The sequence below is a fragment of the Planktosalinus lacus genome (genome assembly GCF_014640155.1).
GTDB lineage: Bacteria > Bacteroidota > Bacteroidia > Flavobacteriales > Flavobacteriaceae > Planktosalinus > Planktosalinus lacus.
The window spans coordinates 1-14,923 of sequence record NZ_BMGK01000004.1 but is presented as its reverse complement, the minus strand read 5'-3'; the positions used below and the strand labels follow the sequence as shown (position 1 = coordinate 14,923).

The 14,923-nt window shown below is 36.1% G+C and carries 10 protein-coding genes and 1 pseudogene; 10 read left to right on the top strand and 1 reads right to left on the bottom strand.

The window, feature by feature from the left end:
- Nucleotides 1–6 precede the first annotated feature (6 nt).
- From secE to IEV69_RS05310, 9 genes are all read left to right on the top strand, one after another.
- Entirely contained in the window at nucleotides 7–195 is a 189-nt protein-coding gene (secE, locus tag IEV69_RS05350; protein ID WP_188440266.1) for a preprotein translocase subunit SecE, read from the top strand.
- Between the two features lie 10 nt (nucleotides 196–205).
- Entirely contained in the window at nucleotides 206–760 is a 555-nt protein-coding gene (gene nusG, locus IEV69_RS05345) for a transcription termination/antitermination protein NusG (protein WP_188440264.1), read from the top strand.
- Nucleotides 761–836: 76 nt separating this feature from the next.
- Nucleotides 837–1,274 carry a 50S ribosomal protein L11 gene (gene rplK / locus IEV69_RS05340; protein WP_188440262.1) on the top strand — a complete coding sequence of 146 codons (438 nt, stop codon included), beginning with the start codon at nucleotides 837–839 and terminating at the stop codon, nucleotides 1,272–1,274.
- A 20-nt stretch (nucleotides 1,275–1,294) separates the two neighbouring features.
- The gene (rplA, locus tag IEV69_RS05335; protein ID WP_188440260.1) at nucleotides 1,295–1,990 is read left to right on the top strand and encodes a 50S ribosomal protein L1; all 696 of its coding nucleotides are present in this window, start codon (nucleotides 1,295–1,297) and stop codon (nucleotides 1,988–1,990) included.
- Nucleotides 1,991–2,006: 16 nt separating this feature from the next.
- A complete protein-coding gene (gene rplJ / locus IEV69_RS05330; RefSeq protein WP_188440258.1) occupies nucleotides 2,007–2,528 on the top strand; it encodes a 50S ribosomal protein L10 in 522 nt (173 codons plus the stop codon).
- Nucleotides 2,529–2,591: 63 nt separating this feature from the next.
- Entirely contained in the window at nucleotides 2,592–2,966 is a 375-nt protein-coding gene (rplL, locus tag IEV69_RS05325) for a 50S ribosomal protein L7/L12 (protein ID WP_188440256.1), read from the top strand.
- Between the two features lie 147 nt (nucleotides 2,967–3,113).
- Entirely contained in the window at nucleotides 3,114–6,926 is a 3,813-nt protein-coding gene (gene rpoB, locus IEV69_RS05320; protein ID WP_188440254.1) for a DNA-directed RNA polymerase subunit beta, read from the top strand.
- 90 nt (nucleotides 6,927–7,016) lie between these two features.
- Complete coding sequence (rpoC, locus tag IEV69_RS05315) at nucleotides 7,017–11,318, top strand: DNA-directed RNA polymerase subunit beta' (protein ID WP_188440252.1); 4,302 nt, start codon at nucleotides 7,017–7,019, stop codon at nucleotides 11,316–11,318.
- A gap of 53 nt (nucleotides 11,319–11,371) precedes the next feature.
- Entirely contained in the window at nucleotides 11,372–11,689 is a 318-nt protein-coding gene (locus tag IEV69_RS05310) for a DUF3467 domain-containing protein (RefSeq protein ID WP_188440250.1), read from the top strand.
- 48 nt (nucleotides 11,690–11,737) lie between these two features.
- Here the strand turns inward: IEV69_RS05310 and IEV69_RS05305 are convergent, their stop codons facing one another.
- Entirely contained in the window at nucleotides 11,738–13,327 is a 1,590-nt protein-coding gene (locus IEV69_RS05305) for a peptide chain release factor 3 (protein WP_188440247.1), read from the bottom strand.
- 309 nt (nucleotides 13,328–13,636) lie between these two features.
- Between IEV69_RS05305 and IEV69_RS05300 the strand changes: the two are divergent.
- A pseudogene (locus tag IEV69_RS05300) lies at nucleotides 13,637–14,923 on the top strand (hypothetical protein); the annotation flags it as partial.

The window sequence follows — 14,923 nt, the reverse complement described above, 5'->3', positions numbered from 1 at the left end:
GAAAGAATGCTAAATTATATTCAGGAATCGTTCAACGAACTAAAAAACCACGTCACTTGGACGTCTTGGTCTGAAGCTCAAAGATTGACAGTTTTAGTTGCTGTATTTTCAATTATCCTATCACTTGCAATTTGGGGTGTGGATACGATTTTCAGCGAAATAATTGCTCAATATTTTATTTGGATTAAATCCTAAACAAGCTATTATGACAGAGACAAAGAGCACTAAAAAATGGTATGTTGTTCGTGCTGTAAGCGGGCAAGAAAACAAGATAAAATCTTATATTGAAAGTGAAGTCACAAGACTTAATCTGGAAGATTCTATTGATCAAATATTAGTGCCTACTGAAAAGGTTATTCAGATTAGAAACGGAAAAAAAGTTAGTAAAGAAAGAGTTTATTTTCCGGGATATATTATGGTACAGGCAAATCTTGCCGGTGAAATCGCCCATATTATAAAATCTGTTAATGGAGTTATTGGGTTTTTAGGAGAAACAAAAGGAGGAGACCCTGTTCCTTTAAGACAATCTGAAGTTAATAGAATGCTTGGAAAAGTCGACGAACTTACAGTGAATGATGAAAATATCAACATTCCATTTACAATTGGTGAAACTGTAAAAGTAATTGATGGACCATTTAACGGTTTTAACGGAACTGTTGAAAAAGTAAATGAAGAAAAAAGAAAACTTGAGGTGATGGTGAAAATATTTGGAAGAAAAACACCGCTTGAGTTAAGTTATATGCAAGTAGAAAAAGTTTAAAAAACTGTTACGCTATATATATTAGGTATGAACTTATGCTTCCACTAAAGTGATTACCACAATTAAAATTTAAGAAATGGCAAAAGAAATCAGTAAAGTTGTAAAACTTCAAGTTAGAGGAGGTGCTGCAAACCCTTCTCCACCTGTTGGACCCGCATTGGGTGCTGCCGGTGTAAACATTATGGAGTTCTGCAAACAATTTAATGCTCGAACACAAGATAAGCAGGGAAAAGTATTGCCGGTGGCAATTACTGTTTATAAAGACAAGTCTTTTGACTTTGTTGTAAAAACCCCACCAGCTGCTGTTCAGGTTATGGAGGCCGCCAAGATCAAAAAAGGATCTGGTGAACCACATATCAGAAAAGTAGCAACCATATCTTGGGATCAAATTAAAACAATTGCAGAAGACAAAATGCAAGACCTTAATGCTTTTACCATTGAATCAGCTATGAAAATGGTTGCCGGAACGGCAAGATCAATGGGTGTTAAAGTAAAAGGAAACGCACCTTTTTAACCTGATAAGTATTTAAAATAATGGCAAAAATAACAAAAAAGCAAAAAGACGCTCAAGCAAAAGTAGATGCATCAAAGTCATACACTCTTGCTGAAGCATCTGCTTTAGTAAAAGAGATTACGAATGTAAACTTTGATGCCTCTGTAGATTTAGCTGTGCGTTTAAATGTAGACCCACGAAAAGCAAATCAAATGGTTAGAGGGGTAGTTACCCTTCCTCACGGAACCGGTAAAGATGTGAAAGTACTTGCATTGGTAACACCAGATAAAGAAGCTGAAGCAAAAGAAGCTGGTGCTGATTTTGTTGGCTTGGATGAGTACCTCGATAAAATTAAAGGAGGATGGACAGATGTTGATGTAATAGTAACCATGCCCAGTGTTATGGGTAAATTAGGTCCTTTAGGACGTGTGTTAGGTCCTCGTGGCTTGATGCCAAACCCTAAAACAGGTACCGTTACTATGGATATCGCTAAAGCTGTTTCAGATATCAAATCCGGTAAAATTGACTTTAAAGTTGATAAATACGGTATTGTTCACGCTTCAATTGGAAAATCTTCATTTGATGTAGAAAAAATTTCTGGAAACGCAAAAGAATTATTAACAACATTAGTAAAGTTAAAGCCCTCTGTGACTAAAGGTATTTACATAAAAAGCATTTTTATGTCAAGCACCATGAGTCCCGGAGTTCAAATCGATGCTAAACGATTTACTGAGTAGTAAAACACTTTAAATTATGACAAGAGAAGAAAAAGCAAAAGCGATAGAAGTTTTAACTACCCAGTTAGCAGATAATTCAAATATCTATTTAACTGATATTTCAGGCCTTGATGCACTTTCAACAACAAACTTAAGACGTGCATGCTTTAAAGCCGGAATTAAACTAACGGTTGTTAAAAACACCCTGCTTGCAAAAGCAATGGAGAGTTCAGAAAGAGAATTTGGTGATTTGAAAACCATTTTAAAAGGGAACACCTCTTTAATGTTTTCTGAAACCGGAAATGCTCCAGCCAAAGTAATAAAAGAGTTTCGTAAAAAATCTGAAAAGCCCGTTTTAAAAGGTGCTTTTATAGAAGAAGCTGTTTACATTGGTGACAATTTATTGGATGACTTAGTAAATATCAAGTCTCGTGATGAGATGATTGGTGAAGTTATCGGGCTACTTCAATCTCCGGCTAAAAATGTTGTTTCAGCACTTAAATCAGGTGGTGGAAAACTTGCAGGAATTATTAAAACACTATCTGAAAGAGAAGGATAGTAAATCAAACAAAGAATATTCAATTTATTAAATATTAAAATTAAATTATTAAAACGATAGAAAATGGCAGATTTAAAAGATTTCGCAGAACAATTAGTTAACTTAACTGTAAAAGAAGTTAATGAGTTAGCTACTATTTTAAAAGACGAGTATGGCATTGAGCCTGCTGCTGCAGCTGTAGCTGTTGCTGCTGGTGGAGGTGCTGATGCAGAAGCCGCTGAAGAAAAGACTGAATTTGATGTAGTCCTTAAGGCAGCCGGTGCTTCAAAATTAGCAGTTGTAAAACTTGTTAAAGAACTTACAGGTCTTGGTCTTAAAGAAGCAAAAGAAATGGTTGATGGTGCACCAAACACAATCAAAGAAGCAGTTTCTAAAGACGAAGCAGACAGCTTGAAAGCTTCATTAGAAGAAGCTGGAGCTGAAGTTGAGCTTAAATAAATACTCCCCCGAAACCTCGGGGTAATTACCTAAGGTTTAGGTCTTTAGCGATAAGCTAAAAGACCTAAACCATTTTGCGTAAAAAATAGTTTCGTTTTTAAATTTTACGCCAGTTTCATTTTATTTTAATTAAAATTCATTCCATTAATGTCAGCAACGCAAACTGAAAGATTGAATTTTTCCTCTGTGAAGAATAAGCCAGATTATCCCGATTTTCTGGACATTCAAATAAAATCCTTCCAGGATTTTTTCCAGTTGGAAACTAAATCAGACGAAAGAGGAAATGAAGGACTATACAAAACCTTCATGGAAAACTTTCCAATCACTGATACCCGAAACCAATTTGTATTAGAATTTTTAGACTACTTTGTAGATCCGCCGCGATACTCAATCCAGGAATGTATTGAAAGAGGCCTTACATACAGTGTACCTCTAAAAGCGAGACTCAAATTATATTGTACAGATCCTGAACATGAAGACTTCGAAACGATTGTTCAAGATGTGTATTTGGGTACCATCCCATACATGACTCCCAGTGGTACATTTTGTATCAATGGAGCAGAACGTGTAGTAGTTTCACAATTGCATAGATCTCCCGGTGTATTTTTTGGGCAATCTTTTCATGCAAATGGAACAAAATTATATTCAGCCAGAGTGATTCCTTTCAAAGGATCCTGGATTGAATTTGCTACCGATATCAATAGCGTAATGTATGCTTATATCGATAGAAAGAAAAAATTACCTGTCACAACGCTCTTCAGAGCCATTGGTTTTGAAAGAGATAAAGATATACTTGAAATATTTGACCTTGCAGAAGAAGTCAAAGCTTCAAAAACCGGACTGAAGAAATACTTAGGAAGAAAACTTGCCGCACGTGTTTTAAAAACATGGCACGAGGATTTTGTGGACGAAGATACCGGTGAAGTTGTTTCAATTGAAAGAAATGAAATCGTAATTGACCGTGATACTGTTCTTGAAAAAGATCATATTGAAGAAATATTAGATTCAGGAAGTAAAACTATTTTACTTCATAAAGAGGATAATCAGTCTGCTGACTATGCTATTATCCACAATACATTACAAAAAGATCCAACAAACTCTGAAAAAGAGGCTGTTGAACATATATACCGTCAACTTCGTAATGCTGAGCCACCCGATGAAGAAACAGCACGTGGAATTATCCATAAATTGTTTTTTAGTGATCAGCGTTACAATTTAGGGGAAGTTGGTCGTTACCGAATGAACAAAAAACTTGGTTTAGACATTGCGATGGATAAACAAGTTTTAACTAAAGAAGATATCATTACCATCATCAAATATCTTATTGAATTGATTAATTCAAAAGCGGAAATTGATGATATTGATCACTTGTCTAACAGACGGGTGAGAACAGTTGGCGAACAACTTTCACAACAGTTTGGTGTTGGGCTGGCTCGTATGGCCAGAACAATCAGAGAGCGTATGAACGTTAGAGATAACGAAGTGTTTACTCCAATAGACTTGATTAATGCTAAGACCTTGTCTTCTGTAATTAATTCTTTTTTTGGAACAAACCAGTTGTCTCAGTTTATGGACCAAACCAACCCCATTGCTGAAATCACTCACAAACGTAGATTCTCAGCATTAGGACCTGGTGGATTATCCAGAGAAAGAGCCGGGTTTGAGGTGCGTGACGTTCACTATACGCACTATGGAAGACTCTGTCCTATTGAAACACCTGAAGGTCCAAACATTGGTTTGATATCTTCCATGAGTGTGTTCTCTAAAGTAAATAACTTAGGATTTCTTGAAACTCCATATAGAAAAGTAGACAACGGTAAAATTGATTTTAAATCTAAACCCATTTACCTTTCGGCAGAAGAAGAGGAAGGCCAGTTGATTGCTCAGGCAAACATTCCTATTGATGATGATGGAAATATCACTAAAGATAAAGTTATTGCAAGAATGGAAGGTGACTTCCCTGTAGTAGACCCTAATGTGGTAAACTACATTGACGTAGCACCCAATCAGATTTCTTCTATTTCTGCATCACTTATTCCTTTCCTTGAGCACGATGATGCTAACCGTGCATTAATGGGATCAAACATGATGCGCCAGGCAGTGCCACTATTAACTCCGGAAGCTCCAATTGTTGGAACCGGACTTGAAAGACAAGTTGCCAGTGACTCAAGAGTTTTAATCAACGCAGAAGGAGATGGATCAGTAGAATATGTTGATGCTAATGAAATTAGAATCAAATACGACCGAACAGAAGAAGAAAACTTGGTTCGTTTTGACAGTGATATTACCTCATATAATCTGGTAAAATTCAGAAAGACAAACCAAGGGACCAATATCAACCTGAAGCCTATTGTTAAAAAAGGTGATCGCGTTGTAAAAGGTCAGGTTCTTTGTCAAGGTTATGCCACCGAAAATGGTGAATTAGCTTTAGGTAGAAATATGAAAGTAGCCTTTATGCCTTGGAAAGGGTATAATTTTGAGGATGCGATTGTAATTTCAGAAAAAGTAGTAAGAAATGATGTGTTTACATCTATTCACATCGATGAATACTCACTGGAAGTGAGAGATACCAAATTGGGTAATGAAGAATTGACAAATGACATTCCTAACGTTTCAGAAGAGGCTACAAAAGACCTTGATGAAAACGGAATGATTCGCATAGGAGCAGAAGTAAAGCCCGGAGATATTCTTATAGGTAAAATCACTCCTAAAGGTGAAAGTGATCCAACTCCTGAAGAAAAATTACTTCGTGCAATCTTTGGTGATAAAGCAGGTGACGTAAAAGATGCTTCTTTAAAAGCATCACCTTCTCTTAACGGAGTTGTTATTGACAAAAAACTTTTCGCCAGAGCGATAAAAGACAAACGCAAACGAGCAAAAGATAAAGAAGACATAGCAGAACTTGAAATTCAATATGAAGTAAAATTTGATGAATTGAAAGATGTGCTTGTTGAAAAGCTTTTTGCAATTGTGGGAGGTAAAACTGCACAGGGGGTAATGAATGATTTGGGTGAAGAAATTTTCCCAAAAGGAAAGAAATTCACTCTAAAAATGTTAAATGCTGTTTATGATTATACACATTTAACACAAGGTACCTGGACCACAGATGATGATACAAATCGTTTGGTTGCAGATCTACTACACAATTATAAAATTAAAGAAAACGACCTTCAAGGAAACTTGAGACGTGAGAAATTTACAATTTCAGTAGGTGATGAACTTCCTGCAGGAATTTTAAAACTGGCAAAAGTTTACATCGCTAAAAAGCGTAAACTTAAAGTTGGTGATAAAATGGCCGGACGTCATGGTAACAAAGGTATTGTTGCCAGAATCGTAAGAGAAGAAGATATGCCTTTCCTTGAAGATGGAACACCGGTTGATATTGTATTGAACCCTCTGGGTGTACCTTCACGTATGAACATTGGTCAGATATATGAAACAGTATTAGGCTGGGCCGGTCAAAAACTAGGCAGAAAATTTGCTACACCAATTTTTGACGGTGCAACACTAGATCAAATTAATGAACTAACCGACGAAGCAGGAATACCAAGATTTGGTCATACACATTTATATGACGGTGGAACCGGAGATCGATTTGATCAACCTGCAACCGTAGGTGTTATTTATATGCTTAAACTGGGTCACTTGATTGACGATAAAATGCACGCTCGTTCTATAGGTCCATACTCATTAATAACACAACAACCATTGGGTGGTAAAGCACAGTTTGGTGGTCAACGTTTTGGTGAGATGGAGGTTTGGGCTCTTGAAGCTTATGGCGCTTCAGCAACATTGAGAGAAATACTAACCGTAAAGTCTGATGATGTTGTTGGTAGAGCTAAAACCTATGAGGCCATTGTTAAAGGAGAGACTATGCCAGAACCCGGTTTGCCGGAATCATTTAATGTATTGATGCACGAACTTAAAGGACTTGGATTAGACATTAGATTGGAAGAATAACATAAATCCCCATTTTTTGGGGAGTTTATGTTTGGTTGAAAAGCTCTTAGAGCTACATTATAAAAATTAAAGAATATTTTTTTCAGCATTATGGCAAGAAATAAAGATAATAACACAGCACAGAAGTTTAATAAAATTTCTATTGGACTGGCTTCTCCTGAGGCTATCTTGGCAGAATCAAGGGGTGAGGTTTTAAAACCGGAAACCATTAACTATCGTACACACAAACCAGAACGTGACGGTTTGTTTTGTGAGCGTATCTTTGGTCCTGTAAAAGATTATGAATGTGCTTGTGGAAAATACAAAAGAATCCGCTACAAAGGTATTGTATGTGACCGTTGTGGTGTTGAAGTAACTGAAAAGAAAGTGCGTCGCGACAGAGTGGGGCATATCAATTTAGTTGTTCCGGTTGCGCATATTTGGTATTTTCGTTCATTACCAAATAAAATTGGATACCTCCTTGGATTACCTTCCAAGAAGTTAGACATGATTATTTACTATGAACGCTATGTAGTAATCCAAGCAGGTATTGCAAAAAATGAAGAAGGAGAACCACTTCAAAAAATGGACTTCCTTACAGAAGAAGAATATTTAAATATTTTAGATACCCTTCCACAGGAAAACCTTTACCTTGAAGATTCAGACCCAAACAAGTTTATCGCTAAAATGGGAGCTGAATGTCTTATTGAACTATTAAAGCGCATAGATTTGAATGCCTTGTCATATGAATTAAGACACAAAGCAAATCATGAAACTTCCAAACAAAGAAAAACCGAGGCCCTAAAGCGTCTACAGGTAGTTGAAGCTCTAAGAGAATCAAATATCAACCGCGAGAATAAAGCAGAGTGGATGATTATGAAAGTAATCCCGGTTATTCCACCTGAATTAAGACCATTGGTGCCGCTTGACGGTGGCCGTTTTGCGACATCAGATCTAAACGACCTTTACAGAAGAGTTATTATTAGAAATAACCGTCTGAAAAGATTGGTAGAAATCAAAGCTCCGGAAGTAATTTTGCGTAATGAAAAACGTATGCTTCAGGAATCTGTTGATTCACTATTTGACAACACAAGAAAGTCATCTGCAGTAAAAACTGATGCAAACAGACCATTGAAATCGCTTTCAGACTCTCTGAAAGGAAAACAAGGTCGTTTCCGTCAAAACTTACTGGGTAAACGTGTTGACTATTCAGCCCGTTCAGTAATTGTTGTTGGACCTGAATTAAAAATGTATGAATGTGGATTGCCAAAAAATATGGCAGCTGAGCTTTACAAACCTTTTGTAATAAGAAAACTAATTGAAAGAGGAATTGTAAAAACAGTTAAATCTGCTAAGAAAATAATTGACAAAAAAGAGCCTGTAGTTTGGGACATCCTTGAAAATGTATTAAAAGGACACCCGGTTCTTCTCAACCGTGCTCCCACACTTCACCGTTTGGGTATTCAAGCATTCCAGCCAAAACTTATTGAAGGGAAAGCAATTCAGCTACACCCATTAGCGTGTACAGCATTCAATGCCGATTTTGATGGTGACCAGATGGCGGTACATTTACCATTGGGTCCAGAAGCAATTTTGGAAGCTCAATTGTTAATGCTTGCTTCACACAATATTTTGAACCCTGCAAATGGTTCACCTATTACAGTTCCATCACAAGATATGGTTTTAGGTCTATACTATATGACCAAACACAGAAAATCTACTGATGATTACAAAGTGAAAGGTGAAGGATTGACTTTCTATTCAGATGAAGAAGTAATTATTGCTTACAATGAAAAGATAGTGGAACTCAATGCAGGAATTAAAATTAGAACCAAAGACTTTAATGAAAAGGGAGAATTAGTCAACCAAATCATTGAAACTACAGTTGGTAGAGTGTTGTTTAACAAAGCAGTGCCCGAAAAAGCTGGATTCTTTAATGAGGTACTTACAAAGAAATCACTAAGAGACATTATTGGTAAAATTTTAAAAATTACTGATGTGCCTACAACTTCAGCGTTTCTTGACAGCATAAAAGATATGGGCTTTGATTATGCGTTTAGAGGAGGACTTTCTTTCAGTTTAGGAGATATTATTATACCACCTGAAAAGTATCAAATGATTCAAGATGCCAATGATCAGGTTGATGGAATTATGGCAAACTATAACATGGGTCTTATTACAAACAATGAGCGTTATAACCAGGTTATTGATATTTGGACATCCACCAACGCTGCTTTAACTGAACTGTCGATGAAACGAATTAGAGAAGACAAGCAAGGGTTTAACTCTGTATATATGATGCTTGACTCTGGTGCACGTGGCTCTAAAGAACAAATTCGTCAGTTAACCGGTATGAGAGGTTTGATGGCAAAACCTAAAAAATCAACCGCTGGTGGAGGTGAAATCATTGAAAACCCAATTCTTTCAAACTTTAAAGAAGGACTTTCAATTTTAGAATACTTTATTTCTACACACGGTGCACGTAAAGGACTTGCAGATACCGCATTAAAAACTGCTGATGCTGGATACTTAACCAGAAGATTGGTAGACGTATCACAGGATGTGATTATTCAAAATCATGATTGTGGAACACTGAGAGGTGTTGAGGTTTCTCCACTTAAGAAAAATGATGAAGTTGTGGAATCCCTTGCTGAACGAATCGTAGGTCGTATTGCACTAAATGATATCATTGATCCAATTTCTAGAGAAGTTTATGTTAAATCTGGAGATCATATTGGAGAACAGATTGCCGATAAAATCAACGAATCTCCAATTGAAGCAGTTGAAGTAAGATCACCTCTTACTTGTGAAGCAGACAAAGGAATTTGTACATTATGTTACGGTAGGAACCTTGCAACCGGTAAAATGGTTCAAAAAGGGGAAGCTGTTGGTGTAATTGCAGCACAATCAATTGGTGAACCCGGTACACAGCTTACCTTGAGAACATTCCACGTTGGGGGTGTTGCCGGTGGTGTTTCTGAAGAAAATAAATTGATAGCCAAATTCAACGGAATCGCCGAAATTGATGAATTAATTACCGTAAAAGGTGAGAACTCAGAAGGAGAAGCTGTTGATATTGTAATTTCAAGAACTTCAGAATTGAAGCTTGTTGATGAAAAAACTGGAATCACTTTAAGCACAAACAACATACCTTACGGTTCACATATTTCTATCAAGAGTGGAGATAAAGTATCTAAAGGTGATGTGATTTGTAAATGGGATCCATACAACGGAGTGATTATTTCTGAATTTAAAGGAAAAATTGCATACGAAGATATCGAGCAAGGAGTTTCTTATCAAGTAGAAATTGATGAGCAAACAGGATTCCAGGAAAAAGTTATTTCTGAATCCAGAAATAAAAAACTGATTCCAACGCTATTGATTCAGGATAACAAAGGCAATACCATTCGATCATATAATCTTCCGGTTGGAGCTCACATTATGGTTGACGATGGAGAAAAAATTAAAACCGGTAAGGTTTTAGTAAAAATACCACGCCGATCTGCAAAAGCAGGTGATATTACAGGGGGTCTTCCAAGACTAACTGAGTTGTTTGAAGCTCGTAACCCTTCAAATCCTGCTGTTGTTAGTGAAATTGACGGTGTAGTATCATTTGGTAAAATTAAAAGAGGTAACAGAGAAATCATTATCGAGTCTAAACTTGGTGAAGTTAAAAAGTATCTTGTTAAGTTAACAAATCAGATTCTTGTTCAAGAAAATGATTATGTAAAAGCAGGGATGCCTCTTTCAGATGGTTCTGTGACACCAGAAGATATTTTACGAATCAAAGGACCTTCTGCTGTACAACAGTATTTGGTAAATGAAGTCCAGGAAGTGTATCGTTTACAAGGTGTAAAGATTAATGATAAACACTTTGAAGTTGTTGTAAGACAAATGATGAGAAAAGTAAGAATTAATGATCCGGGCGACACGATTTTCTTAGAAGATCAATTGGCACACAAAAACGATTTCATCTTTGAAAATGATAAAATATTTGGCATGAAAGTAGTTGAAGAACCGGGTGATAGTGAATCTATGAAAGCTGGTCAAATTATTTCTGCAAGAGATTTAAGAGATGAAAACTCAAACTTGAAGCGCTCAGACAAAAACCTTGTTGTAGCTCGTGATGCAGTAGCTGCTACCGCGACACCAATTTTACAAGGTATTACAAGAGCTTCACTTCAAACAAAATCATTTATTTCTGCAGCATCCTTCCAGGAAACTACTAAAGTGTTGAACGAAGCAGCTGTTAGCGGTAAAATTGATGAGCTTGAAGGTTTGAAAGAGAACGTAATTGTAGGTCATAAAATACCTGCAGGTACAGGACTTAGAAATTACGATCATATCTTGGTAGGTTCTAAAGAAGAGCTCAGAGAAATGACTGAAGAAAAACAAGAAGTAAATTTTAATTAAAAGAATTCCCGCGAAAGCGGGAATCTTTTTTCACATTAATACCAATTACAATTATGGCAGATAATCAAGATAAAAAGAAACAAAATCAAATAAACATTGAACTTGACGAAAGTATAGCTCAGGGAATTTACAGTAACCTGGCAATTATAAATCACTCACAATCTGAATTTGTAGTTGATTTTGTAACGATTATGCCCGGAGCTCCAAAGAGCAAAGTGAAGTCGAGAATTATTTTGACTCCACAGCATGCTAAAAGATTTTTAAAGGCTTTAAATGATAATATCAAACGCTTTGAAAAGACTCACGGTGAGATAAAGGACTTTGAACAGCCACAAATTCCATTGAATTTTGGACCTACTGGTGAAGCCTAAAAAAATAAAGCCCTTGCAAAATTGTGAGGGCTTTTGTTTTTAAGTCCATTAATTAAACTCACTGACAAAATGGAGTTTTACTTTAGGAAATTTTTGTTGTGTCATTTGAAGAGTAAATTGTGAGTCTGCAAAAAACACCAACTGTCCTCTTTTATCTTTTGCCAAAAATTTATTTTTAACCCGTAAGAATTCTTTAAATTCCTCACTTTTATTGTCTTCAGATTCAACCCAGCAAGCTTTATAGACATTTAGGTTTTCATAGCTACATTTTGCTCCATATTCGTGTTCAAGTCTGTATTGAATTACTTCAAATTGTAGTGCACCAACTGTCCCAATCACTTTTCTTCCGTTCATTTCTAAAGTAAACAACTGTGCAACCCCTTCATCCATCAATTGATCGATGCCTTTTTCTAGTTGTTTAGACTTCATAGGGTCTGCATTATTTATATATCTGAAGTACTCAGGTGAGAAACTAGGAACTCCTTTGTAATTCATTAGCTCGCCTTCAGTTAGGGTGTCGCCAATTTTAAAGTTCCCCGTATCGTGTAAACCTACAATATCCCCGGGATAGGAGGTGTCAATAATTTCTTTCCTTTCAGCGAAAAAAGCATTGGGACTTGAAAACTTCATTTTTTTATTATTCCTCACGTGGAGGTAAGGCTTATTTCGTTCAAATACTCCTGAAACTATTTTAATGAAAGCCAATCTGTCTCTGTGTTTGGGATCCATATTAGCATGAATTTTGAACACAAAACCACTAAACTCTTTTTCATTGGGTTTGACTAATCTGGTGTCACTTTCTTTAGGTCTTGGAGTGGGAGCAATCTCAATAAAACAGTCCAGCAGCTCTCTTACACCGAAATTATTTAAGGCTGATCCAAAAAATACCGGCTGCAGATTTCCTTCAAGGTATGATTCCTTATCAAATTCAGGGTAGACACCTTGTATGAGTTCTAGTTCTTCTCTCAAAATATTTGCGGACTTTTCGCCTATTAATTGGTCAAGCTCAGAACTGTTCAGGTTAGAGATTTCAATAGTATCTTCAATATCTTTTTTTGGGTCACCTGTAAAGAGGTTTACATTTTTTTCCCAGATATTATAGATGCCTTTAAAATCGTAACCCATTCCAATGGGGAAGCTTAGTGGTGTAACGGTGAGTCCTAATTTTTGTTCAATTTCATCCATTAATTCAAAGGCGTCTTTTCCTTCTCTGTCTAGTTTATTGATAAAGACAATCATGGGGATCTTTCGCATACGGCAAACCTCTACAAGCTTTTCAGTTTGCTCTTCCACACCTTTTGCAACGTCAATGACTACTATTACACTATCAACCGCTGTAAGTGTTCTGAAGGTGTCTTCAGCAAAATCTTTATGGCCGGGGGTGTCGAGAATGTTGATTTTTATGTTTTGGTATTCAAAGGCCAACACAGAAGTTGCTACAGAAATCCCACGTTGACGTTCAATTTCCATAAAATCACTTGTGGCACCTTTTTTTATTTTGTTTGATTTTACAGCTCCGGCTTCCTGAATTGCACCTCCAAATAGAAGTAGTTTTTCGGTCAATGTTGTTTTACCCGCATCAGGGTGTGAAATGATTCCAAAAGTTCTTCGCCTGCCAATCTCTTTTATTAAAGTCATTTATTCTTAATAAGTTTTTGCAAAGATAGGTTTAGTTTTTAGGGTTTTCAAATCATTTAATTTTAAAAATATCAGAATCAAAATTCTCACATTTTTTTAAGATTAAAAGTCATTGATATAAGTGTATGTACGTATAATTAAAGTAATTATTCCTACAAAATAACACGTCAAACTTTTCGATTTTATGTTATTCACCGATACATTATATCATTTTATCTAATAGTTAAAATTCTCATAATGAATAAGTATTTTCCTACTTATATTTGATTTCAATTATTTGACCAAAAGCAAAACCACATTAGATATATCATGAAAAACTTAACTTTTTTCAACAATTTTAAACTTTATTCGATTTGTGCTTTATTTATATTTTCTCTTAATTTTATAAGTGCACAAAATGTTCCAGTATTAGAACCAAATGGAGGATTTAGTATTGATGGTGATTTACAATCAAATCAACCATTAGGAACAGGTGACTGGGTTGTGGGTTTAAATGGAACCGGCGGTGCAGTTATTAATTCAAACGGAAGTCCAGTTAACCCTTTAACCACAGGTCTTATAAGGGATTTGTATAATACCAATACTGATAATGTATTTACCGGAGGTTCAAAGGCAAATGATGCTCCTCAGGATTGGACTTGGTCAAACTCCCCTGCAACAAGTAAAGGAGATATTCATAATGCTATGTATCATATTGGGTTGGATGCAAATAATAATGAATGGGTTTTTGTTGGGAGTGATAGAAGAACTACAAATGGAACCAGTTATATAGATTTTGAGTTTTATCAAAATACATTAACAACAAACAATAATTTTGGTTTTGATTCAAACGGTCCAGATGGTGGCAGAACAGAAAATGATATTTTATTGACAGTTGAATATGGAAATGGTGGTTCTACAGCTACTGTTTATTTTTATTTATGGCAGGATGTAGGTGGAGGAAATTATGATTATGTGCTTCAACCAACAGATATAAATAATATTTTTGCAAGAACCAATGAAAACCAAACTCCTGTTCAATTTGGTTCTTTTGGTACAAACTCTTATAATTCATTACAATTTGTTGAAGGGGCTGTTAATATAACTTCAATTCTTGAGAGTCTCCCAAACCCTTGCTTAGGAGCCAGTTTTCAAACACTATTAGTTAAAACTAAAAATTCAAATTCATTAACAGCAGCCTTAAATGATTTTGTAGAACCGATTCAAATTCAATCAGATTTTGGAGCGGCTTCTATAAGTTATGACCCCAGTTCTGTTTGTGAAGATTCATTACCGGTTGAAGTTACTCAAACAGGATTGATAAATGGTGTATATTCTGCTTCACCTGCCGGTTTAGATATTGACCCAACAACAGGTACTATTAATGTACAAAATAGTGCTCCCGGGACATATACCATTACTTATACTTATGAGTTTTTGGATTGTGAAAATGAAGTGACAACTACTTTCACCATTATTGCAATCCCTGATGAACCAACTGTTGATGTTACCCAACCCACGTGTGCAATACCCACGGGAACGATTACCATCACCTCTCCACTGGGATCAGGTTATGAATACAGCATCAATGGAACAGACTATCAGCCTGGAGTAGAG

Excerpts from the sequence above, each read along its gene's own strand:
- rplA (WP_188440260.1), top strand. The coding sequence starts at position 1,295 with ATGGCAAAAATAACAAAAAAGCAAAAAGACGCTCAAGCAAAAGTAGAT.
- secE (WP_188440266.1), top strand. The coding sequence starts at position 7 with ATGCTAAATTATATTCAGGAATCGTTCAACGAACTAAAAAACCACGTC.
- rplJ (WP_188440258.1), top strand. The coding sequence starts at position 2,007 with ATGACAAGAGAAGAAAAAGCAAAAGCGATAGAAGTTTTAACTACCCAG.
- IEV69_RS05305 (WP_188440247.1), bottom strand. The coding sequence starts at position 13,327 with ATGACTTTAATAAAAGAGATTGGCAGGCGAAGAACTTTTGGAATCATT.
- IEV69_RS05310 (WP_188440250.1), top strand. The coding sequence starts at position 11,372 with ATGGCAGATAATCAAGATAAAAAGAAACAAAATCAAATAAACATTGAA.
- rplL (WP_188440256.1), top strand. The coding sequence starts at position 2,592 with ATGGCAGATTTAAAAGATTTCGCAGAACAATTAGTTAACTTAACTGTA.
- rplK (WP_188440262.1), top strand. The coding sequence starts at position 837 with ATGGCAAAAGAAATCAGTAAAGTTGTAAAACTTCAAGTTAGAGGAGGT.
- rpoC (WP_188440252.1), top strand. The coding sequence starts at position 7,017 with ATGGCAAGAAATAAAGATAATAACACAGCACAGAAGTTTAATAAAATT.
- nusG (WP_188440264.1), top strand. The coding sequence starts at position 206 with ATGACAGAGACAAAGAGCACTAAAAAATGGTATGTTGTTCGTGCTGTA.
- rpoB (WP_188440254.1), top strand. The coding sequence starts at position 3,114 with ATGTCAGCAACGCAAACTGAAAGATTGAATTTTTCCTCTGTGAAGAAT.